The sequence below is a fragment of the Methylobacterium sp. ME121 genome, assembly GCF_000974725.1.
GTDB classification, from domain to species: Bacteria; Pseudomonadota; Alphaproteobacteria; order Rhizobiales; family Beijerinckiaceae; genus Methylobacterium; species Methylobacterium radiotolerans.
The window spans coordinates 84,355-105,522 of the sequence record NZ_BBUX01000011.1; the positions used below are offsets into that span (position 1 = coordinate 84,355).

A 21,168-nucleotide genomic window follows, 5' to 3' on the forward strand; every position below is an offset into this window, starting at 1 on the left:
CGCCAGCCTGGGACACGCCCGCCGCACGTCCTCCCATCGCAGCTCCTGGAGAACGCCTTGAAACGGATCCGCGCCCTCGCCGCCGCCGCGCTCTGCGCGATCGGCCTGCCCGGCCTCGCGCGCGCCGAGACGGTACGCATCGGCTACTGGAGTTCCGGCATCAGCCTCGGCTTCGGCGCCGTGCTGGAGGCCGGCAAGTTCATGGAGAAGGAGGGCCTGACGGCCGAGTACGTCAAGTTCCCGGACGTGAACGCGCCGACCAAGGCCATGGCGGCCGGAGCCATCGATTTCGCGATCGCGGCGAGCGCGGGGACGGCGCTGAGCGTGACCGCCGACGGGCTGCCGATGAGCATCGTCCTGGCGACGCAGGTGGCCGATCTCGACTTCGTGGTCCCCGCGGACTCGCCGATCAAGACGATGGCCGACCTCAGGGGCAAGAAGATCGGCACCTCGCCGGCCGGCAGCGGCACCGCCGCCATCGCGGCGGCGATCCTGGAGACCAATCACGGGCTCAAGCCCGCGGATTACCAGGCCGTGCCCGGCAACGATTCCCGGCTGGCACAATTCCTCGTCCAGAAGGACATCGACGCCGCGGCCCTGCGCACCGTGACCCTGGCGCTCCTGCCGGACGTGAAGCTGCGCCGCCTCGGCACCTTCCGGGAGGAGTGGAAGCGCCTCACCCGGCAGGACGCGCCGCCGGTCCTCGGCGTCGGCCTCATGCGCAACGCCTGGATGACGCAGAACCCCGACGCCCCCGCCAAGGTCGTGGCCGCGATGCGCAAGGCCTACGCCTTCGGCCAGGCCGACAAGCCGGGCGTGGCCAAGATCCTGACGGCGGCCGCGAACCTGAGCGACGCCGACGCCGCCGCCTACGCGGGTCTCTGGGACGGCATCTACACGGTCAGCCTGGAGCCCGCCGACATCGCCTCGCTGAAGCGGGAGTTCGACGTGTTCAAGGCGGTCGGCGCCGTCCAGGGCAGCCTGCCCGACACGGCCCTGGTTCCCGGCCCCTACGAGCGGTCGAAGTCGATCCCGTAGCCTTTCCGACCTGCAGAAGAGGGTTTCCACGATGGCTCAGACGATGAAGGCGCTCGTGCTGGAGGCGCACGGCGACATCGACACGCTGAAAGTGGTCGACGACTACCCGAAGCCGTCGCCCGGCCCGGGCGAGGTCCTGATCCGCGTCGGCGCGTCCTCGTTCAACTACCACGACGTGTTCACCGTGAAGGGCATGCCCGGCATCAAGGTGCCGATGCCGGTGGTCATCGGCCTCGACATGGCCGGCCAGATCGTCGAGCTCGGCGCGGGCGTCGCCGAGTGGCACGTCGGCGACCGGGTCCTGGTCAACCCGCTCAACAAGGCCAAGGGCCTGATGGGCGAGATGCTCGACGGCGGCATGGCCGAGTACTGCCGCGTCTCGACGAGCCAGCTGATCGCGATGCCGCCGGACGTGAGCTACGCGGACGCCGCCTCCCTGCCGGTGGCCTACGGCACCGCCCACCGCATGCTGATCACCCACAACACCGTGAAGGCGGGCGACAGGGTCCTGATCCTGGGTGCCAGCGGCGGCGTCGGCACGGGCTGTGTGATGCTGGCCAAGCAGCTCGGCGCCGAGGTGATCGCCTGCGCTGGCAGCGCGGAGAAGATGGCGGCGCTCAAGGCGCTCGGGGCCGACCACGTCGTCAACTACCGCGAGACCGACTTCTCCAAGTGGGCGATCCAGCAGTACGGCAAGCCGCAGCGCCGGACCTACGAGGGCGGCGTCGACGTGGTGATCAACTTCACCGGCGGCGACACCTGGGTCCCCTCGCTCAAGTGCCTGAAGCGCGGCGGGACGCTGCTCGTCTGCGGGGCGACCGCGGGGCACGATCCCAAGGAGGATCTCCGCTACATCTGGAGCTTCGAGCTCAGGGTGATCGGCTCGAACAGCTTCTACGACGACGACCTGTCGGCCCTGATGGACATGATCCAGGCCGGCACGCTGAAGCCGACCATCGACAAGATCCTGCCTCTCGAAGAGGCCGCCGAAGGCCTGCGGATGATCCGCGACCGCGAGGTCATGGGCAAGATCGTCGTCACCCCCTGACACCGCCCGAGCCGGTCCGGCGCGCGTCGTCGCCTCTGCCCTCGCCCAAGGAGATCCCGAAGCCATGTCCGACACCCCCCTCAGCAAGGAGCAGGTCGAGGCGCTGCTGCTGCGCGGCCCGTTCCACCAGTGGCTCGGGCTCTCCGTCGTCGCCGTCGGCGAGGGCACGATCGAGCTGAAGGCGACGTGGCGGCCGGAATGGGTCGTCAACGCCGAGCGCGGCTACGTCCACGGCGGCATCCTGGCGACGCTCGTCGATCTCACCGCCGACTGGGCGCTGGTCTCCAAGACCGGCCGCGGCGTCCCCACGGTGGACCTGCGGGTCGACTACCACCGCGCCGCGATGCAGGGCGATCTCACCTGCCGCGGCGCGGTGGTGAAATTCGGCAACCAGCTCTCGGTGGCCGAGGCGCAGATCCTCGATGACGCAGGCCGCCTGCTCGCGAGCGGCCGCGGCGTCTACATGACGGCGCCGGCGAAATGATGGGGCCGGCCCCCGCCGCCCCGGCGGACGGGACCCTCGACCACGTGGTGATCAACGTGCTGCGGCGGATGGACGAGGCGGCGGACCTGTTCGCTGCCCTCGGGTTCCGGCTGACGCCGCGGGGCCACCATTCGCTCGGCTCCATCAACCACCTGATGATGACGGCGGGCCCGTACCTGGAGCTCGTCGGCGTGCCCGAGACCGGTCCGCAGCGGCAGGACGTCCTGGACAGCCCGTTCGGCCTGAACGGGCTCGTCGTGGCGAGCCGCGACGCCGATGCCACCCATGCCAGCCTCGCCGCGGCGGGGCTCGCGGCCGGACCGCCCGTCGCCTTCTCGCGCCCGGTCACCGTCGACGGCCGCGAGGCGGCGGCCCGGTTCCGCACGGTTCGGGTGCCGGCCGACCGGTTCCCGGCGGGCCGCCTCTACCACTGCGAGCACCGGACCCCGGATCTGGTCTGGCGCCCCGAATGGCTCGACCATCCGAACGGCTTCTCGGGCATCGACGCGCTGACGATCGAGAGCCCGGCGCCCGAGGCCGACGCCGCTCTCTACGCCGCCGCGACAGGCCCCGCGGCCGAGGCCACAGGCGATGGCTGGACCCTGCGGCTCGGGGAGACGCGGGTCGCGATCGTGCCGGGGCCGGCCGCCCGCTTCGCCGCCCTGACCCTGCGCTTCCGCGGCCTCGACGCCCTCGAGGCCCGCGCGGTCGCGCTCCCGGAGGCGGCCTGGGTCAGGCACGGGCCGGAGGCGGCCACGCTGACGCTGCCGGCCTTCGACCTCCGTCTCCCGTGCAGGGCGGCCCCATGACTCGCGCGGCCACGGGTCCGACCAATCTCGGCGATCTCGTCGACCGGTCCGGGTCGCCGGACAGGCCGCTGATCATCGGCGTCGACCCCGGGGTCGGGGCGACGGTGATGACCCGCGCCGACCTCGATGCCCGGGCCGACGCCTTCGCGCGCGGTCTCCTGCGCGGCGGGATCGGCCGCGGCGCGCGGCTCGCGATCCTCGCGGCCAACCGGCCCGACACGATCGCGGCCCTGCTCGGCGCGATGCGGGCCGGGGTGGTCCCGGTCCCGGTCAACCACAAGTTTCCGCCGGCCACGATCGCCGCCGTGCTCGCCGATTGCGGGGCCCGGCTCGTGCTCTGCGACGGCCCGCGCCGGGACGTGCTGGCGGGGCTCGGCCCCGGGGTCCGGGTCGCCGGGTTCGACGATGACGGACCGGAGGGCTTCGCGGCCTGGCTCGATCCCGGGCCCTTCGCGCCGATCGTGCCCGAGCCCGACGAGGCGGCGCTGTTCCTGTACACCTCCGGCTCCACGGGCCGGCCGAAGGGCGTGCGGCTGAGCCATGCCAGCCACCTCTGGGTGGCCCGGACCCGCGCCGCGGACACGGACCTGCGCGACGAACGGCTGCTCGTGGCGGCGCCCCTCTACCACATGAACGCGCTGGCCCTGGCGCTCCTCGTCTGCGCGGCCGGCGCCACGATGGTGCTGCTGCCGCAGTTCGAGGCGCGGGCCTACATCGCGGCGATCGACCGCCAAAGCTGCACGTGGCTCACCGCCGTGCCGCCGATGATCGCCATGATGCTGCGGGAGCGGGATGTCCTGGCGGAGGCCGACCTCACCCGCGTGCGGACGGTGCGGATGGGCTCGGCGCCGGTCAGCGACGCCCTGGCCCGGCAGATCCGCGCCCTCCTGCCGAACGCGCGCATCCTCAACGCCTACGGGACCACCGAGGGCGGCCCGGTCGTGTTCGGCGACCATCCGGACGGCCTGCCCACGCCGGTCGCCTCCGTCGGCGCGCCGCACCCCCGGGTCGCGGTGCGCCTCGTCGGACCGGACGCCCCGGAGACCGGCGTCCTGCAGATGCGCAGCCCCGCGATCATGCTGGGCTACCACAACCGGCCGGACGTCCCCGTGCCGATCACCCCGGACGGGTTCTACGACACCGGCGATGTCTTCCGCCGCGACGCGGACGGGTTCTACTATTTCCTCGGCCGGACCGACGACATGTTCGTCTCGGGCGGGGAGAACATCTTCCCCGGCGAGGTCGAGCTGGTCCTGGAGCGCCACCCCGCGGTGCTCCAGGCCTGCGTGGTGCCCGTGGACGACGCCATCAAGGGCACCAAGCCCGTCGCCTTCGCGGTCCGCCGGCCCGGCACCACCGTCGACGAGGCCGCCCTCAAGGAGCACGCGCTCGAACACGCGCCCGCCTACCAGCACCCGCGCCGGGTCTGGTTCGTCGAGGCGCTGCCGCTCGCCTCGACCGGCAAGATCGACCGCGCGGCCCTGCGCCGGCGCGCCGAAGAGGCCGTCCGGGCCCGGTGACCGGCCCGGGCGGAACGGCCCTTGCAGGTTGTGTTCCTACGGAATGCGCGCCCGCAGAAGGCATCCTCGCGAGGGATGCCGCCCGGCGCACCCGTCCCCGCCCGCCTGACCCGGAACGCCAGGAGTGACCCCGATGCTGCGACGAACCTTCCTCGGCGGTACCGCCGCCGCGGCCGCCGCGCCCTTCCTGCCGGCCCGCCCGGCCCTGGCCCAGGGCGGCCGGGCGAGCGTCCTGCGCTTCGTGCCGCAATCCGACCTCACCATCGTCGATCCGGTGACGACCACGGCCTACGTCACGCGCAACCACGCGCTCATGGTGTTCGACCAGCTCTACGGCCTCGACGCGCAGTTCACGCCGCAGCCGCAGATGGTCGAGGGCCACACGGTCGAGGAGGACGGGCGGCGCTGGACCTTCCGGCTGCGCGAAAGCCTGAGATTCCACGACGGCGAGCCGGTGCGGGGCCGCGACTGCGTCGCGTCGATCCGGCGCTGGGCGCAGCGCGACAGCCTCGGACAGGCCCTGATGGCGCGCACCGACGCCCTGGAGGCGCCGGACGACCGGACCTTCGTCATCCGCCTGAAGCGGCCCTACGGGCTCATGCTCGAGACCCTGGCGAAGCTCGGGCCGCCGGTCCTCGTCATCATGCCCGAGCGCCTCGCCGCCATCGACCCGGCCCAGCAGATCCCCGAGCTGATCGGCTCCGGCCCGTTCCGGTTCAACGCCAAGGAGCGGCTCGTCGGCGCCCGCGTGGTCTACGACCGCAACCCGGACTACCGGCCCCGGGAGGACGGCCCGGTCTCCTGGGTGGCCGGGCCGAAGCGCGTCCATTTCGAGCGGGTCGAGTGGCAGGTCATGCCCGACCCCGGCACCGCGGCCGCCGCCCTCCAGAACGGCGAGGTCGACTGGTGGGAGAACCCGATCAGCGATCTCGTGCCGACCCTGCAGGCCCACCCGCAGATCGCCACGCAGCTCGCCTCGCCGCTCGGCAACCTCGGCACCGGGGTCATGAACCACCTCTATCCGCCCTTCGACAAGCCCGCGGTCCGGCGCGTGGTCCTCGAGGCCTTGTCGCAGGCGGACTTCATGGCGGCGGCCGCCGGCGACGATCCCAAGCTGTGGCGCAAGGATGTCGGCCTGTTCACGCCGGGGACCGCGATGGCGACCGATGCCGGCCTCGACGTGCTCACCCGGCCGCGCGATCTCGCCAAGGCCAAGCGCGACCTCGTGGCGGCCGGCTACAAGGGCGAGCGCGTCGTGCTCATGTCGACGAGCGAGAACCCCGTGCTCGGCGCCCTCGGCGAGATCATGCACGACCTGCTCCAGCGCCTCGGGATGAACGTGCAGTACGTCGTGTCCGACTGGGGCACGCTGGTCACGCGCCGCGCCAGCAAGGCGCCCCCCGACCAGGGCGGCTGGAACATCTTCACCACGACCTGGACCGGCCTCGACATGGCCAACCCGGTCGTGGAGCAGGTCCTGCGCTGCGGCGGCGAGAAGGGTTTCTTCGGCTGGCCTGACCTGCCCGAACTGGAGAGCCTGCGCGAGGCCTGGATCGAGGCGCCGGACCAGGCGGCGCGCAAGACGATCGCGGCCAAGATGCAGACCCTGGCGATGCGCGACGTGCCGTACCTGCCGACCGGCCAGTACTTCTACCGGACGGCCTTCCGGCGCGATCTCCGGGACGTGGTCGACGGCCAGTTCGTCTTCTGGAACGCCCGCCGCGCCTGACGGGCGGCCCGTCCGAGCCGCCCGTCGCCGTCGGCGACGGGCGCGCGCGCCTCAGTGCGCGAAGACGCCGGCCAGATCCCGGAAACCCTTGATCTCGATCGGATTGCCGCTCGGATCGAAGAAGAACATCGTGCGCTGCTCGCCGGGCTCGCCGGCGAAGCGGACGACCGGCGGGATGTCGAAGGCGATGCCGGCCGCCTCGACGCGGCCGGCGAGCGCCTCCCAGGCGTCGAGCGGCAGCACCACGCCGAGATGCGGCATCATCACCGTGTGGTCGCCGACTTTCCCGCTCCGGGTGGTGGCGAAGGGTTCGCCCAGGTGCAGCGAGAGCTGATGGCCGAAGAAGTCGAAATCGACCCAGGTCTCGGTGCTGCGGCCCTCCTGGCAGCCGAGGACGCCGCCGTAGAAGCGGCGCGCCGCGTCGAGGTCGGTGACGTGGTAGGCGAGATGGAACGGCGTGAGCATCGACGGTCTCTTGCTGGGTGGGAGGGGGTGCGACGCCGTCAGGGCGCCGGGTCGAGGGCGCGCGCCGAGACGACGCCGCCGACGAGGTTGCAGGACAGCAGGAAGGCGCTGTCGAGATCGCCGCCGCCGGCCGGCACCAGCGCCGCCAACCGCGCGGCCAGGCCGCGCCGCGCCGCGTGGGCGATGGCCTGGGCCTCCGCGACGGCGACGGCCGCGAACCGGATGGTCTCGCCCGGCCGCACCTGCGCGAGGCGGCCGAGATCCGCCGAGATCACGGTGGCGATCTTCGGGTAGCCGCCGGTGGTGTGGCGGTCGGCGAGCAGGATCAGCGGCCGCCCGTGGCCGGGCACCTGGATCGAGCCGTTCACGATCCCGTCCGAGACGATGTTGAAGCCATCGGCGTGGGCGATCGGCGGCCCGTCGAGGTGGCAGCCCATCCGGTCTGCCCGCGCCGTGAGGGTGTAGGGTTCGGAGAGGAAGGTCCGCAGGCCGTCCTCGGTGAAGCCGTCGGCCTGCGGCCCGAGCACCACCCGGATGGGTCCGCCGAAGGTCGGCCGGTGGGCCGTCGGCAGGGTCAGCGGGCGGTCGCGGGGCGCGGGCGCCGCGAGGGGCAGCAGGTCGCCCGCCGCCAGGGGATTGCCGTCGAGGCCGCCGAGGCGGGTGCGGGTGTGCGTCGCGACGCTGCCGAGCATCGGCGCGACGGCGAGGCCGCCGGCGACCGCGAGGCAGGCGCGCAGGCCCTGCCGCGGGCCGCCGAGGACGAGCCGGTCGCCCCGCCGCAGGTCGTGGGCCGTGAACGGGTCGAGGGGGCGCCCGTTCACGCTCATCGCGAAGGGTGCCCCTGCGAGCGCGACGCGGCAGATGTCCGTCTCGCAGACGAGCGTCGGACCGACCATCGCCATCTCGATCACCGCGGCGTCGAGCGGGTTGCCGACGAGTCCGTTGGCCAGAGCCAGAAGGTCGGGATCCATCGCGCCGGACCCCGAGATGCCGTAGCGGAGGTAGCCCGGCCGCCCGGCATCCTGCAGGGTCGAGGACACGCCGGGGGCGATGACGCGCAGGCCCTCAGGCATCGATCCGCTCCAGGGTCGCGACGGTCTCGCCGGCGCGGGCGGCCTCGCTGAGGGCGTCGAACGCGGCGCGATCGATCGGCTCGAACCGGATCAGGTCGCCGGCCGCGAACAGGAACGGCTCGGCCCGGGCCGGATCGTAGGACCGCGCGGGCGTGCGGCCGATGAGCTGCCAGCCGCTCGGCAGTTCCAGGGGCGGCGAGACGCCGGTCTGGTTCCCGCCGATCGAGACGCTGCCCGCCGGGGTCTTCAATCGGGGATCGGTGCGCCGGCTCGCGTGGAGCCGGGGATCGAGGCCGCCGAGATAGGCGAAGCCGGGGGCGAACCCGATCATGTAGACGCGGTAGTCGCGGCCGGAATGAAGGGCGATCACCGCCTCCGGGCTGAGCCCGGCCCCGGCGGCGAGGTCGTCGAGGTCGGCGCCGTGCGCGCCGCCGTAATGGACCGGCACCCGCCAGCGGCGCAGGGACCCCGCCGCCCCGTCCGGCGGCGGCCAGTGCGCGGCGATCAGCGCGACGAGGTCGGCCCGGGGCAGCAGGTCCGGATCGTAGAGGACGAGGAGCGAGCGGTAGGTCGGCACGGTCTCCAGGAGGCCGGGACGGCCGGCGCCGCGGAGCGCCGCGTCGAGGGCGATGACCCGCGCGTTGACCGCGGGATCGACCGTTCGGCCGAGCTCCACCGTGAGGGCCCGGTCACCGCAATCGAGGAGGCGGTAGCCGGGCTCAGACACCCAGCACCTCGGCCATCGGGCGCAGGGCAATCCCCTTGGCGGCGCACTCCGCGCGCAGGCGGCGGGCCATGGCGACGGCGCCGGGCGTGTCCCCGTGGACGCAGACCGTGTCGATCCGCGTCGGGATGCGCCGCCCGGACAGGCAGGTGATCGCCCCGTCCTCCAGCATCCGCGCCACGCGCTGCGAGACGGCGTCGGGATCGTGCAGCACGGCGCCGGGGAGCTTGCGCGAGACCAGGGTGCCGTCATCCGCGTAGGCGCGGTCGGCGTAGATCTCGCGCGCGATCGGCAGCCCGAGTTTCTCGCCGGCCCGCTCGGTCTCCAGGCCCGGCATGACCACGAAGATCAGGTCGCGGTCGAGGGTGCGGATCGCCCGCGCCACAGCCAGGGCGAGGTCGGCATCCTCGTTGGCCATGTTGCCCATCGCCCCGTGAGTCTTCACGTGGCGCACCGGGCAGCCGGCATCCTGCGCGAGCGCCAGGAGGGCGCCGACCTGGTAGAGGACCGCCTTCTCGATGTCGGCGGGGCGCTCGCCGTGGATCGGCCGCCGGCCGAAGCCCCAGAGGTCGAGGAAGCTCGGATGGGCGCCGGCCTGGACGCCGTTCGCGGCGGCGCGGCTCAGGGTCTCGTGCATCACCAGCGGGTCGCCGGCATGGAAGCCGCAGGCGATGTTGGCCGAGGTCGCCACGGTCAGCATCTCGGCATCGTCGCCCAGGCGGTAGACGCCGAAGCCCTCGCCCATGTCGCAGTTCAGATCGACGATCATCGGTGCATCCTTTCTCTCGCGCGGGGTCAGGCTTCAGCGACCAAGTGGGCCACCAGGGTCGCGGCCGCGCACAGATCCTCGATCCGCATCGCCTCGTCCGGGTTGTGGCTGCCGTTCTGGTTGCGGATGAAGATCATGGTGCTCGGCACGCCCTGGCCGGCCAGCGTCGCGGTGTCGTGCCCCGCCCCGCTCGCCATCGTGCGGAACGGCATCCCGAGCCGGTGCGCGTGTCCGGACAGGGCCTCAACCAGCGCGGCGCTCATCCGCGCCGGCGTGCTGCCGGTGCGCTCGCCCAGGACGAAGCGCACCGAGCGGGCGGCCTCGACGGCGGCGACGCGCTCGGCGAGCGCCGCCTCGATCCGGTCGAGAACGGCCGGCTCGGTGCTGCGCACGTCGAGGCAGAAGCGGACCTCGCCGGGGATCTTGGCGAAGGCGTGCTGGACCGGGTCGGTGCCGACCTCGCCCAGCGTGATCGTGGCCGGGCAGCCCTCCGCCTCCAGCGTGCCCCAGAGCGCGTCCAGCCCGGTGATCAGGTCGGCGAGGGCGAAGACGGCGTCGCTGCGCTCGCTCCGCGCCACGGCCCCGGAATGGCCGTAGCGGCCGAAGCAAGCCGCCTTGCGGTAGCGGAAGCTGCCGCTGATCGCCGTGACGAAGCCCACCGGGATCCCGGCCGCCTCCAGCGCCGGCCCCTGCTCGATATGCATCTCCACGAAGCCGTGGATCCGCGCCGGGTCGAGGAGCCGCTCGCCCCGCGCCACCGCCTCCGGCCGCAAGCCGAGATCGGCCATGTGGTCGCGCAGGCTCCGGCCGGTATCGGCGCGGGGCAGGTCGAGCACCTCCGGCGGCAGCAGGCCGAAGGCGGCCCGGCTGCCGACATAGGAGGCCGGGAACCACACGCTCTCCTCGGCCCGGAACACCGCCACCGTCACGGGCCGCGCCGGCACGACGCCCGCTCGGCGCAGGGCCTCCACGGCCGCGAGGCCGCCGATCACGCCCGCCGCCCCGTCGAAATTGCCCCCGTGGGGCACCGTGTCGACGTGCGAGCCCACCATCCAGGGCGCCAGCGCCGGCTCGCGCCCCGCCATCGTCAGGAACAGGTTGCCGGCCGCGTCGGTCTCGGCGGTGAGTCCGAGCGCCAGTCCGGTGGCCCGCATCAGAGCGTGGGCGCGCTCCTCGCCGGCGCCGTAGGCCGCCCGCGTCACGCCCGGCGCGTCCTGGCTGAAGGCCAGGAGCTCGGCGAACAGGCCCGCGCAGAAATCCGGGTCGATCGCGAGGCCGGTCATGCCGCCTGCCCCGTGCGCGCGGCCTCCGACCGTCGCCGATCGCCGCCATCCGGTTCGGCGCGGATCGCGGGACCGCGGCCGGTGGCGGCCCGGGATTCCAAGGCCGCAGCCCGCCGATGCGCCGGCCCGAGCCGGACCATCGGCTGAACTATGAGGCACGGGTCCTGCGCGATCGCGAAGGGAAGACCGGGATCCAGGGGCTCGATGACCATGTCGAAGGCAGCCATGCTCAAAAATACCGCTTGAATGCCGGCGGTATACCGGCTCTGCTAAGACATCGAAGCGGACTTGGCAACGTAAAACGGGTCAGATGGCGAAATAAAAGCTCCCATACGACGGCTTTGACAAGCAAAATATTGAAAAACAGGCGCCGATCTGGCGTGGATCGAAGCAGAGATCCGCGACGGAATCGCATCACATCGGGTTCGACGATGACTCAGATCGAGACGGCCGCGCCTCCGCTCCTGAAGATCAGGAAGCTGCACAAGAGCTACGGCGCCAACGAGGTCCTGAAAGGCATCTCCCTCGACATCCACGAGGGCGAGGTCGTGTCGATCATCGGCGCGAGCGGCTCGGGCAAGAGCACGTTCCTGCGCTGCCTGAACCTCATGGAGACGCCGACCTCCGGCTTCATGGATTTCGAGCGCTTCGCCTTCGACTACGAGCAGGGCGCCCGCCGCCAGCCGACGCCGCAGCAGCTCTGCGAGCTGCGCGCGCGGATCGGCATGGTCTTCCAGAGCTACAATCTCTGGCCGCACATGACCGTGCTGGAGAACGTCATCGAGGCGCCGATCCGGGTGCGCCGGCTGCCGCGGCGGCAGGCGGTCGCGGAGGCCGAGGCGCTGCTCCAGCGCATCGGCCTCTACGAGAAGCGGCACGCCTACCCGTCGAAGCTCTCCGGCGGGCAGCAGCAGCGCGTGGCGATCGTGCGCGCCCTGGCGATGGCGCCCAAGGTGATGCTGTTCGACGAGGTGACCTCGGCCCTCGACCCGGAGCTGGTGGGCGAGGTGCTGGCGCTGATGGGCTCCCTCGCGGCGGACGGGATGACGATGCTGCTCGTCACCCACGAGATGGCGTTCGCCCGGGACGTCGGCACCCGCACCCTGTTCTTCGACGGCGGCGTGATCGCCGAGGACGGGCCGCCGGACGACATCATCGGCGCGCCCCGGGGCGAGCGGCTGCGCCAGTTCCTCCGGCGCGTGCTGCATCAGCCCGCCGCGCCCGGACAGACGGCGTGAGCCGCCGGCCCATCCCCAAGGAGATCGGACGGCGATGACTGGCACGGCGTTGCAGGAGTTGTGGCTCACCCTCTCGGACGAGGTCGTCACCTACGGCCCCGGCTTCCTCTCGGCGACCCTGGTGGTGCTCGGCGTCACGGTGGCGAGCATCCTGGTGAGCTGGGTCTGCGGCCTGCTCGGGGCGCTGGGCAAGCGCTCGTCCTTCGCGCCGTTCAGGGCGCTGGCGAGCTTCTACGTCTGGTTCATCCGCGGCACGCCGACCCTGATCCAGGTCTTCATCGTGTATTTCGGCATGCCGCAGATCGGGGTGAAGCTCTCGCCCGTGACCGCCGGCATCATCGCGCTGGGCGTCAGCAGCGGCGCCTACGTGGCGGAGACCATCCGGGCCGGCCTCGCGGCGATCCCCCGGGGTCAGGTCGAGTCGGCGCTCGCGCTGGGCATGAACCCGCGGATCATGATGGTCCGGATCGTCCTGCCGCAGGTCTTCCGCATGATCCTGCCGTCCCTGACCAACGAGGCGATCTCGGCGGTCAAGAACACCTCGCTCCTGTCGACGATCACGGTGGTCGAGCTGACGCTCTACGCGCAGCTCATGATCGCCACGACCTTCCGGCCGTTCGATTTCTACATCGCGGCGGCGCTGATCTACCTCGGCCTCACGTCGATCCTGTCGCAGCTCTCGGCCTATTTCGAGCGGCGCTACGCCCGCCTGTCCTGAGCCTCACCCGCCGCGGGACGGGCCGCGGCCGACCCCTCCCGCCCCGTCCCGAGACCGGAGACCTTCATGAACCGCCGCCACGTCCTCGCCCTCGCCGCCCTCTGCGCCAGCCTCGGCACCGGCCTCCTCGCCGCTCCAGCGGCCCGCGCCGCCGAGGGCAAGCTCGAGCTGATCGAGCCCGGCAAGCTGATCGTGGCCACCGACAGCACCTTCGCGCCGTTCAGCATGCGCACGCCGAGCGGCGAGCTCGACGGCCTGGAGGTCCGGGTCATGCGCGAGGTCTGCCGCCGGCTCGGACTCGAATACAGCCCGGTCAACATCAAGTTCGACGCTCTGCTGGTGGGCCTGATGGCCGATCAGTACGACATCACCAGCGAGTCGATGGACATCACCCCCGCCCGCCAGAAGCAGGTCGCCTTCGCGGACGGGTGGCTCGAATCCGGCGCGCGGATCGTCACCCGCAAGGATACCGGCATCAAGGGGCCAGACGATCTCAAGGGCCGCAACGTCGGCGCCCTCTCGGCCTCGACCTTCGGCAAGCTCGCCGAGGAGCACGGTGCCACCCTGAAGAGCTACAAGACCGCCGCGGACGCCATGCAGGACCTCGTCGGCGGCAACATCGACGCGGTGATCAACGACGCGGTGGCCGGCAACTACGCGATCAAGGCGCGCAAGCTGCCGCTGGTGATGATCGAGACCCCGCTCAGCACGGTCCAGAAGGGCTTCGCCATCAAGAAGGGCAAGCCGAACCTGCACGCCGCCGTCAACAAGGCCCTGGCCGAGATGGTCGCCGACGGTACCTACGCCAAGCTCGTCACGCCGCTGATCGGCTATGACCCGGCCCCGAAGGAGCCGATCCGCACGCCCGCCATGTAGGCGGGCGCGCCGGACGCCAGAGAAAAAGAAAACAGGGGGCGGCCCGGTCGGCCGCCCCGGGAGGACGCGATGAAGACCCTCGACGCATCGTCCTACACGACGGCGCTCAGTGCCCGGCGCGAGCAGAGTCTCGGTCAGATGGCCTACGACCGTCTGCTCGACATGCTGGTCCGCCGCGACCTTCCGGCCGGCACCGTGCTGCACGAGCGCCGCCTGGCCGAGATGCTCGACATCTCGCGGACCCCGACCCGCGAGGCGATGTCGCGCCTGGAGACCGAGGGGCTGATCGAGCGGCAGCCCGGCGGGATGCTCGTGGTCAAGGAGTTCTCCCTGCGCGAGCTGATCGAGATCCTGCATGTCCGCCGCCTGCTGGAACGGGAGAGCGTCACGCTGGCCACCGGCCGGATCGCCGACGCGGTGCTGGCGGACCTGCAGCGGCAGATGGAGTCGCTTCTGGCGGCGGGCGATCCGGACGCGCCGGGCAATTGGGAGGTCGACAGGCGCTTCCACGACCTGATCGCGGATCACAGCCACAACGCGATCCTCGCCAAGACGATCAAGGACCTGCGGCTCAAGACGCAGATGTTCAACCTGAGCCGGATGCCCGAGCGGTTCGAGGCGGTCCATCGCGAACACCTCGCGGTGGTCGCCGCCCTGCGGGCCAAGGACGCGGCGGCGGCGGCGGACGCCATCGCGGCCCATCTCGAGAACTTCAAGCAGGGCATCATCCGACGCCTGAGCGAAGTCTGAGCGCAGTCTGAGACGAGGGCGGCGCGATGCACGAGTTCACGGACCTGCGCGGCCGCGAGGCGGCCTTCCCGCAGGCGGAGTTCGCCGCCCGGCAGGGGGCGGCCCGGGCCGCCATCGCGGCGGCCGGCCACGACGCCCTGGTGGTGACCGGCCCGGAGACGATCTACTGGCTGACCGGCCGCCAGACCGCGGGCTACTTCGCCTTCCAGGCCCTCCTCGTGCCGGTGGAGGGCGACCCGGCGCTCCTCGTCCGGCAGCTCGAACTGCCGGGTGCGGCCGCCAACACGTGGCTCGACGACATCCAGGCCTATCCGGACGGCGCCGACCCGGTCGAGGCCCTGGCGGCCCTCGTGCGCCGGCGCGGGCTCGCCCGGCCGGCCCTGGAGCGGGACGGCTGGTTCGTCTCGCCGGCGCTCGCGGGACGGATCGACGCTGCCCTCGGCCGCGGCCCGCTGCCCGACGGCTCCGGCCTCCTGGCCCCCTTGCGGGCGGTGAAGTCGGCGGCCGAGCTGGAGGCGATCCGGGCCGCCGCCCGGTACGCGCAGGCCGGGCTCGCCGCGGGGCTCGATGCCTGCGCGGCGGGCACCGACGAGAACGCCGTCGCCGCCGCCATGCTGGCGGCCGCGACGGCCGCCGGGTCCGAGGCGATGGCGATGGAGCCCCTGGTCGCGTCGGGCCCGCGCAGCGGGCTGCCGCACATGACGTGGCGGCGGCGACGGCTGGAGCCGGGCGACGCGGTCTTCCTCGAACTCGCCGGCAGCCACGCCCGCTACCACGCGGCGCTGATGCGCAGCGTCTGGATCGGCCCGCCGCCGGACGAGGCGTCGCGGATGATGGACTGCGCCCTGCGCGCCCTCGACGCGGCACTCGACGCGATTCGCCCCGGCCATCCCTGCTCGGCTCCCCACGAAGCGGCGCAGGCCGTCATCGACGCGGCGGGCTACGGCCCGGCCTTCCGCAAGCGCATCGGCTACTCGATGGGCGTCGCCTTCGCCCCGGACTGGGGGGAGGGCGGTCTGCTCTCGCTCTTCACCGGTGAGGACCGGCCGATCGAGCCCGGGATGGTCTTCCACCTGCCGGCCACCCTGCGCCGCTACGGCGCCTGGACGGTCGGCGCGTCCGAGACCGTCATCGTCACCGCCAGCGGGGCCGAGCCCCTGTCCGACCTGCCCCGCACCCTGTCGCTGCGGTGAGGCGCTGCTTTCACGAACGGAGGTCGGACTGACGGGCCGCCGCCTCGCGCCCCCGGTCGAGGGCCGGCCGGTCCCCCCCGAGCGGAAGCCGGCCCCGTTCCTGCAAGCGATGCCGGGCCGGGCGCCCCGCGGGGCCTCGGGCCGCAGGCGCGCGAGGCGCGGTGCCGGAGCAGAGCGGGAGGTTTCGGATGAAGCGACGCACGCTGTTGCAGGGAGCCGGCGCCCTCGTCGCCGGCGCCGTCGCGGCGCCGGCCCTCGTCCGTGCGGAGGCTGCCAGGACCCTGCGCTTCATCCCGCAGCAGGATCTCGTCACCCTCGATCCGGTGACGACCTTCGCGTACATCACCCGCAACCACGGCTACATGGTCTTCGACACGCTCTACGGCATGGACGCGGCCTATCGCGCCACGCCGCAGATGGTCGAGGGCCACCGCGTCGAGGCGGACGGGCGCCGCTGGGACCTGACCCTGCGCGAGGGCCTGCGCTTCCACGACGGGACGCCGGTGCTGGCCCGCGACTGCGTCGCCTCCCTGCGGCGCTGGGCGAAGCGCGACCCGTTCGGCGGCTCCCTCATGGAGGCGACCGACGAGCTCTCCGCGCCCGACGACCGGACGATCCGGTTCCGCCTCAAGCACCCGTTCCCGCTGCTGCCGATCGCGCTGGGCAAGGCGTCCGTCCCGGTCTGCGCCATGATGCCGGAGCGCCTCGCCGCCACCGACCCGTTCCAGCAGGTGCCGGAGCTCATCGGCTCGGGCCCGTTCCGCTTCAAGGCGGACGAGCGGGTGCCCGGCGACCGCGTCGTCTACACCCGCTTCGAGGGCTACGTGCCGCGCCGGGACGGCCCGCTCACCTGGACCTCGGGTCCGAAGGTCGTCCACTTCGACCGGGTCGAGTGGCGCGTGATCGGCGACACCTCCACGGCGACCTCGGCGCTGATCGCCGGCGAGGCGGACTGGCAGGAATACGCCTCGCACGACCAGCTCGGGCTCCTGCACGCCGCCAAAGGCGTGAGCACCCGCGTCCTCGACCCGACCGGCTTCGTGACCATGCTGCGGGTCAACCACCTGCAGCCGCCCTTCAACAACCCGGCGATCCGGCGGGCGCTCTGGGGCGGGATCGACCAGACCGCCTGCATGCAGGGGGTCGTCGGCGCCGAGGATCCCGGCCTGTTCCACGTGCCTCTCGGCTTCTTCTGCCCGGGCACGCCGATGGCCTCGACGGACGGATTGCAGCCGCTCACGGATCCGCGCGATCCGGCGCGGGTGCGCGCCGACCTCAAGGCCGCCGGCTACAATGGCGAGACCGTGCTGCTGATGGTGCCGTCGAACTCGGCGCCCCTTCTGGCGCTCGGTCAGGTCGCGGCCGACCTGCTCCAGCGCGTCGGCATGACGGTCGAGGTCTACGCGGTCGAGTTCAACGCGATGCTGCAGCGGCGCAACCGCAAGGGGCCGGTCTCCGAGGGCGGCTGGAGCGCCTTCGTTACCAACTGGTCCGGCATGGATTGGCTCAACCCCGCGGGCTACATCGCCCTGCGCGGCACCGGCGAGACCGGCTACGCCGGCTGGGCCACGACCCCGCGGATCGAGTCCCTGCGCGACGCCTGGCTCACAGCCCCGGACGAGGCGGCGCGCGCCGCGCTCTGCCGGGACATCCAGCTCCAGGCGATGCAGGACGTGCCCTACTATCCCCTCGGGCAGTACCTGCAGCCGACCGCCTACCGCTCCCGGCTCACCGGCATCCTCGACGGGTTCCCGACCTTCTGGAACGTCCGGCCCGCCTGAGGAGCGCGGGGCCTCACAGCCCCGGGAAGGTCGGAGGCGCGATGGCGTCGGGGCCGCGCCCGGCCCAGTCGAGCTGCCGGATCTGCGCCAGCGCGCGGCCCTGCGCCTCCTCCAGCGCCGCCGCGGCCGCCGCATAGTCGATCGTCAGGGCGCGGCCGTCGCGCACGATCTCGCGGCCGCCGACGAAGACCTGCCGGACCGCGCGGTCGCCGGCCGAGTAGATCAGCGACTGCACGGGATCGCGGCACGGCCGCATGGCGGGATGCGCGCAGTCGACGAGGACGAAGTCGGCCTTGCAGCCCGGCGCGAGACGGCCGATATCGCCGCGCCCGAGCGCCCTGGCGCCCCCCACCGTGGCGGCGTGGAACACGTCCGCCGCGCGGGTGTCGCGGGGATTCTCGGCGACGACCCGGGCGAGGTACGAGACCAGGCGCATCTCGTCGAGCATGTTGTGCGGGTAGACGTCGGTGCCGATGCCCATGTTGACGCCCGCCTGGAGGTAGCGCCCGAAATGGTGGAGCGCGATGCCGCGGCGGGCGAAGACCGTCGGGCAGTGGGCGACCGTGGCGCCGCGCTCGGCCAAGCGGCGCATGTCCGAGCCCGGGCTGTGCCAGTGGGTCCAGGGGTGGTCGTCCAGGAAGATCCCGTGACCCACGATGGTCCGCTCGGTGAGCACGCCGAGGTCGTCGAGCCACTCGATCGGCGTCATCCCGCTGCGGCGGGTGATCTCGTGGAACTCCGACAGCGATTGCGCCGCGTGCGTGTGGAAGCGCAGGTCGCGCCGCACCGCCTCGGCGTAAGCGTCCCGCAGCAGCTCCGCCGTGCAGGTATCGACCTGCGCCGGGCAGAGCATGCCGAACAGGCGCCCGCTCGGGTGCCTTCGCGCGGCCTCGATCTCGGCGAGCGCCTGCTCCAGGCCGCGCTGGCCCGCCGCCGCGTCCCACTCGTACTCGACGCTGTGGCCGTTCCGGGTCAGCCAGCGCCCCGACCGGAACATCGGGGCGATGCAGACCCGCAGGCCCGAGGCGCCGAGGAGGTCGAGCCAGCCCTCGCTCGGCAGGGCGAGATCGCAGACGGTGGTGACGCCCGAGAGCGCCAGCTCGGCGAGCGCCACCCCGTAGGCGGCGCGGGTACCCTCCGCGTCGGGCCGTAGGATCGGTAGGTACTCGTAGAGCGAGGTGTTGTAGAGCCGCTGGCTGCCGACCTCGTCCCACATGCCCTTGTTCATCGGTTCCGAGAACAGGTGCGTGTGGATGTCGACGAGCCCGGGCATGACCATGCAGCCGGAGGCGTCGATGGTCCGGGCCGGCTCGGGACCCGCGTAGCCCGGCCCGATATGGACGAGGGCCCCGTCCGCGAAGGCGACGTCCGCGTCGGTGCGGTAGACGTGACCGCCGCTGTCCGGATCCCAGGCGACGACCCACCGGGCTCCCTTGACCAGGGTGACGGCGGCGGTGGCGTCCGGAGCTTCGTCGTGCATCGATAACCTCTCCCTTGCGTCGGCGGGCGGGCAAGATCGGTGCCTCGCACTCGGACCGGCGGCCGTGCGGCCCGGGTTTCGCTTGGACCCCTCCGCGGTCACGACAGAGCGGTCGATGTCGCGGCATCGAGGTCGGTCCGGATCGAACCGCGTTCAGAGAGAGGGCGCCGTGCAGCCTCGCGACACCACCGCGCCCCCGCGCATCCTCGTCATCAACCCGAACGCGTCCCGGGCGGTGACGGACGCCATCGACGCCGCGCTGGCACCGCTGCGCCTGCCGGGCGGCCCCGTTCTCGCGGTGACCGACCTGCCGGAGGGCCCGGAGAGCATCGCGACCCAGCAGGACGCGGATTCGGTGGTGTTGCCGCTCGTGCGGCGCGTGGCGGACGATCCGTCCGACGCCTTCGTCATCGCCTGCTTCAGCGATCCGGGCCTGCACGCGGTCCGAGAGGCGGCCCGCGGACGCCCGGTGATGGGCATCGCCGAGTGGGGGATCCTGCGGGCCCTGACGCTCGGGGAGCGCTTCGGCATCGTGGCCCTGTCGGAGGGCAGCGTCCGGCGCCAGCGCCGCATGGTGCGCCAGATGGGCGTCGGGGATCGCTATGCCGGAAGCCGACCCGTCGAGGCGCGGGCCTCCGAGACGGCGGACGCCGCGATGGGTCCGCGCCTGATCGCGGCCGGTCAAACCCTGGTCGAGCGCGACGGCGCCGACGTGGTCGTGCTCGGCTGCGCCGGCATGGCGCGCCACCGCGCCGCCGTGGCGAGCGCGATCGGGTGTCCCGTCATCGAGCCCTGCCAGCAGGCGGCCGCCGCGGCCCTCGGGGCCGTGCTGCTTCGGACGGCCCCGTGAGAAGGAACCAGTCATGCATTACGACCTCCTGATCCGCGGCGGCACCTGCGTGACACCCTGGGGCTCCGACACGATGGATGTCGGGGTCCGCGACGGGCGCATCGCGGCCCTCGGGGTCCCGGCCGGTGCGACCGCGGAGGCGGTGATCGACGCCGCGGGCCTGCACGTCCTGCCCGGCCTGATCGACAGCCACGTCCACCTGCGCGATCCCGGCGACCCGGCGGTGGAGACGATCGAGACCGGCACGCGGGCCGCAATCCTCGGCGGGATCGCCACGCTGTTCGACATGCCCAACACGGTCCCGCCGATCGCCGACGCCGGGCGCGTCGCCTGGAAGCGCGACTACGTCGCGGGCCGCAGCTGGTGCGACATCGGCCTCTACGTGGCCGGGACGAAGACCAACATCGACGCGCTCGCGGCCCTGGAACGCGAGGCCGGGGTCTGCGCCGTCAAGGTCTTCGCCGGCAGTTCCACGGCGGCGCTGATGATCGAGGACGACGCGCACCTCGAGCGGGCGATGCGCGCCGGCCACCGGCGCATGGCCTTCCACAGCGAGGACGAGTACCGCCTCCAGGCGCGCAAGCCGCTGTTCAGCCGGGGGCAGCCCTACCGGACTCACATGGCGTGGCGCGACCCGGAATGCGCCTTCCTGGGCACGCGGCGCCTCATGGCCCTCGCGCGCAGGACCGGCCGGGCGACCCACATCCTCCACGTCTCGACCGCGGAGGAACTCGCCTACCTGCGCGACTTCCGCGACGTCGCCACCGTCGAGGTCTTGGTCAACCACCTGACCCAGGTGGCGCCGGAATGCTACGACACGCTGGGCGGGCTCGGCGTGATGAACCCGCCGATCCGCGACGCACGCCACCGGGCGGCCGCCTGGGCGGCCGTGCGCGACGGCACCGTCGACACGGTCGGCAGCGACCACGCGCCCCACGCGCGGGCGGCCAAGGCGCAGCCCTGGCCGGACTGCCCGGCCGGCCTCACCGGGGTCCAGACCCTGGTGCCGGTGATGCTCGATCACGTGGCGGCGGGGCGATTGTCCCTCGCCCGCCTCGTCGACCTGATGGCGGCCGGGCCGGCCCGCGTCTACGGGCTCTTGGGCAAGGGCCGCATCGCCGCCGGCTACGATGCGGACTTCACCCTGGTGGACCTGAAGGCCCACCGCAGGATCGAGGAATCGTGGATCGCCTCGCCCTGCGGCTGGACGCCCTTCGCGGGGCTCGACGTCACCGGTTGGCCCGTCGCCACGATCGTGCGCGGGACCCCCGTCATGCGCGACGACGCGGTGCTGGGCGAGCCCGTCGGTCGCCTCGCGCGCTTCGCCGCCTGACGGGGCG

At 72.7% G+C, this 21,168-nt stretch carries 20 protein-coding genes; 14 read left to right on the forward strand and 6 right to left on the reverse strand.

Going from position 1 to position 21,168, the window contains the following annotated elements; translation table 11 throughout:
* Positions 1-57: 57 nt before the first annotated feature.
* The 6 genes from ME121_RS10425 (at position 58) to ME121_RS10450 (ending at position 6,628) form a co-directional block, all read left to right on the forward strand.
* Positions 58-1,038, forward strand: a complete 981-nt coding sequence (locus ME121_RS10425) for an ABC transporter substrate-binding protein (protein ID WP_029358137.1) — start codon at positions 58-60, stop codon at positions 1,036-1,038.
* Positions 1,039-1,081: 43 nt separating this feature from the next.
* On the forward strand, positions 1,082-2,086 hold the full coding sequence (locus tag ME121_RS10430; protein WP_206406694.1) for a zinc-binding dehydrogenase: 1,005 nt from the start codon (positions 1,082-1,084) through the stop codon (positions 2,084-2,086).
* Positions 2,087-2,150: 64 nt separating this feature from the next.
* Entirely contained in the window at positions 2,151-2,570 is a 420-nt protein-coding gene (locus tag ME121_RS10435) for a PaaI family thioesterase (protein ID WP_059408801.1), read from the forward strand.
* Positions 2,570-3,379 (forward strand): VOC family protein, encoded by an 810-nt coding sequence (locus tag ME121_RS10440; protein ID WP_246753135.1) that lies wholly within the window; start codon positions 2,570-2,572, stop codon positions 3,377-3,379. Before ME121_RS10435 ends, ME121_RS10440 begins: the two co-directional genes overlap by 1 nt.
* The gene (locus ME121_RS10445) at positions 3,376-4,899 is read left to right on the forward strand and encodes a class I adenylate-forming enzyme family protein (protein ID WP_024827382.1); all 1,524 of its coding nucleotides are present in this window, start codon (positions 3,376-3,378) and stop codon (positions 4,897-4,899) included. The genes ME121_RS10440 and ME121_RS10445 overlap by 4 nt, the downstream gene beginning before the upstream one ends.
* A 133-nt stretch (positions 4,900-5,032) precedes the next feature.
* Positions 5,033-6,628: an ABC transporter substrate-binding protein gene (locus ME121_RS10450; protein WP_059408803.1), complete on the forward strand. Its 1,596-nt coding sequence runs from the start codon at positions 5,033-5,035 to the stop codon at positions 6,626-6,628.
* A gap of 51 nt (positions 6,629-6,679) precedes the next feature.
* Here the strand turns inward: ME121_RS10450 and ME121_RS10455 are convergent, their stop codons facing one another.
* From ME121_RS10455 to ME121_RS10475, 5 genes are read right to left on the reverse strand one after another with little or no spacing between them, the layout of a single operon-like run.
* Positions 6,680-7,093, reverse strand: a complete 414-nt coding sequence (locus ME121_RS10455; RefSeq protein WP_012329553.1) for a VOC family protein — start codon at positions 7,091-7,093, stop codon at positions 6,680-6,682.
* Positions 7,094-7,131: 38 nt separating this feature from the next.
* The gene (locus ME121_RS10460; RefSeq protein ID WP_012329552.1) at positions 7,132-8,166 is read right to left on the reverse strand and encodes a 5-oxoprolinase subunit C family protein; all 1,035 of its coding nucleotides are present in this window, start codon (positions 8,164-8,166) and stop codon (positions 7,132-7,134) included.
* Complete coding sequence (gene pxpB / locus ME121_RS10465) at positions 8,159-8,893, reverse strand: 5-oxoprolinase subunit PxpB (RefSeq protein ID WP_059408804.1); 735 nt, start codon at positions 8,891-8,893, stop codon at positions 8,159-8,161. The genes ME121_RS10460 and pxpB overlap by 8 nt, the downstream gene beginning before the upstream one ends.
* Positions 8,886-9,659 carry a LamB/YcsF family protein gene (locus tag ME121_RS10470; RefSeq protein ID WP_012329550.1) on the reverse strand — a complete coding sequence of 258 codons (774 nt, stop codon included), beginning with the start codon at positions 9,657-9,659 and terminating at the stop codon, positions 8,886-8,888. The genes pxpB and ME121_RS10470 overlap by 8 nt, the downstream gene beginning before the upstream one ends.
* Before the next feature lie 26 nt (positions 9,660-9,685).
* The gene (locus tag ME121_RS10475; RefSeq protein ID WP_043074718.1) at positions 9,686-10,942 is read right to left on the reverse strand and encodes a Zn-dependent hydrolase; all 1,257 of its coding nucleotides are present in this window, start codon (positions 10,940-10,942) and stop codon (positions 9,686-9,688) included.
* 431 nt (positions 10,943-11,373) lie between these two features.
* Here ME121_RS10475 and ME121_RS10485 point away from each other — a divergent pair, with 431 nt between their 5' ends.
* From ME121_RS10485 to ME121_RS10510, 6 genes are all read left to right on the forward strand, one after another.
* Positions 11,374-12,180, forward strand: coding sequence for an amino acid ABC transporter ATP-binding protein (locus tag ME121_RS10485; RefSeq protein WP_059408805.1), 807 nt, complete (start codon positions 11,374-11,376; stop codon positions 12,178-12,180).
* A gap of 34 nt (positions 12,181-12,214) precedes the next feature.
* Positions 12,215-12,898: an amino acid ABC transporter permease gene (locus tag ME121_RS10490; protein WP_012329546.1), complete on the forward strand. Its 684-nt coding sequence runs from the start codon at positions 12,215-12,217 to the stop codon at positions 12,896-12,898.
* Between the two features lie 66 nt (positions 12,899-12,964).
* On the forward strand, positions 12,965-13,774 hold the full coding sequence (locus ME121_RS10495; RefSeq protein WP_012329545.1) for a transporter substrate-binding domain-containing protein: 810 nt from the start codon (positions 12,965-12,967) through the stop codon (positions 13,772-13,774).
* Between the two features lie 69 nt (positions 13,775-13,843).
* Entirely contained in the window at positions 13,844-14,524 is a 681-nt protein-coding gene (locus tag ME121_RS10500) for a GntR family transcriptional regulator (protein WP_012329544.1), read from the forward strand.
* Between the two features lie 26 nt (positions 14,525-14,550).
* A complete protein-coding gene (locus tag ME121_RS10505; protein WP_059408806.1) occupies positions 14,551-15,717 on the forward strand; it encodes a M24 family metallopeptidase in 1,167 nt (388 codons plus the stop codon).
* A 188-nt stretch (positions 15,718-15,905) separates the two neighbouring features.
* Positions 15,906-17,498, forward strand: a complete 1,593-nt coding sequence (locus ME121_RS10510) for an ABC transporter substrate-binding protein (RefSeq protein ID WP_012329542.1) — start codon at positions 15,906-15,908, stop codon at positions 17,496-17,498.
* 13 nt (positions 17,499-17,511) lie between these two features.
* On the opposite strand, the gene ME121_RS10515 is transcribed toward ME121_RS10510, so the two are convergent.
* On the reverse strand, positions 17,512-18,978 hold the full coding sequence (locus ME121_RS10515) for an amidohydrolase family protein (protein ID WP_059408807.1): 1,467 nt from the start codon (positions 18,976-18,978) through the stop codon (positions 17,512-17,514).
* Positions 18,979-19,147: 169 nt separating this feature from the next.
* Here ME121_RS10515 and ME121_RS10520 point away from each other — a divergent pair, with 169 nt between their 5' ends.
* Positions 19,148-19,828, forward strand: coding sequence for an aspartate/glutamate racemase family protein (locus ME121_RS10520; protein ID WP_059408808.1), 681 nt, complete (start codon positions 19,148-19,150; stop codon positions 19,826-19,828).
* 13 nt (positions 19,829-19,841) lie between these two features.
* Positions 19,842-21,161, forward strand: coding sequence for a dihydroorotase (locus tag ME121_RS10525; protein ID WP_029358157.1), 1,320 nt, complete (start codon positions 19,842-19,844; stop codon positions 21,159-21,161).
* The last annotated feature ends 7 nt before the right edge of the window (positions 21,162-21,168 follow it).

Coding starts and splice junctions, on each gene's coding strand:
- ME121_RS10490 (WP_012329546.1), top strand. CDS start 12,215: ATGACTGGCACGGCGTTGCAGGAGTTGTGGCTCACCCTCTCGGACGAG.
- ME121_RS10500 (WP_012329544.1), top strand. CDS start 13,844: ATGAAGACCCTCGACGCATCGTCCTACACGACGGCGCTCAGTGCCCGG.
- ME121_RS10515 (WP_059408807.1), bottom strand. CDS start 18,978: ATGCACGACGAAGCTCCGGACGCCACCGCCGCCGTCACCCTGGTCAAG.
- ME121_RS10445 (WP_024827382.1), top strand. CDS start 3,376: ATGACTCGCGCGGCCACGGGTCCGACCAATCTCGGCGATCTCGTCGAC.
- ME121_RS10455 (WP_012329553.1), bottom strand. CDS start 7,093: ATGCTCACGCCGTTCCATCTCGCCTACCACGTCACCGACCTCGACGCG.
- ME121_RS10470 (WP_012329550.1), bottom strand. CDS start 9,659: ATGATCGTCGATCTGAACTGCGACATGGGCGAGGGCTTCGGCGTCTAC.
- ME121_RS10450 (WP_059408803.1), top strand. CDS start 5,033: ATGCTGCGACGAACCTTCCTCGGCGGTACCGCCGCCGCGGCCGCCGCG.
- ME121_RS10430 (WP_206406694.1), top strand. CDS start 1,082: ATGAAGGCGCTCGTGCTGGAGGCGCACGGCGACATCGACACGCTGAAA.
- ME121_RS10525 (WP_029358157.1), top strand. CDS start 19,842: ATGCATTACGACCTCCTGATCCGCGGCGGCACCTGCGTGACACCCTGG.
- ME121_RS10440 (WP_246753135.1), top strand. CDS start 2,570: ATGGGGCCGGCCCCCGCCGCCCCGGCGGACGGGACCCTCGACCACGTG.
- ME121_RS10510 (WP_012329542.1), top strand. CDS start 15,906: ATGAAGCGACGCACGCTGTTGCAGGGAGCCGGCGCCCTCGTCGCCGGC.
- ME121_RS10460 (WP_012329552.1), bottom strand. CDS start 8,166: ATGCCTGAGGGCCTGCGCGTCATCGCCCCCGGCGTGTCCTCGACCCTG.
- ME121_RS10475 (WP_043074718.1), bottom strand. CDS start 10,942: ATGACCGGCCTCGCGATCGACCCGGATTTCTGCGCGGGCCTGTTCGCC.
- ME121_RS10435 (WP_059408801.1), top strand. CDS start 2,151: ATGTCCGACACCCCCCTCAGCAAGGAGCAGGTCGAGGCGCTGCTGCTG.
- ME121_RS10505 (WP_059408806.1), top strand. CDS start 14,551: ATGCACGAGTTCACGGACCTGCGCGGCCGCGAGGCGGCCTTCCCGCAG.
- ME121_RS10495 (WP_012329545.1), top strand. CDS start 12,965: ATGAACCGCCGCCACGTCCTCGCCCTCGCCGCCCTCTGCGCCAGCCTC.
- ME121_RS10485 (WP_059408805.1), top strand. CDS start 11,374: ATGACTCAGATCGAGACGGCCGCGCCTCCGCTCCTGAAGATCAGGAAG.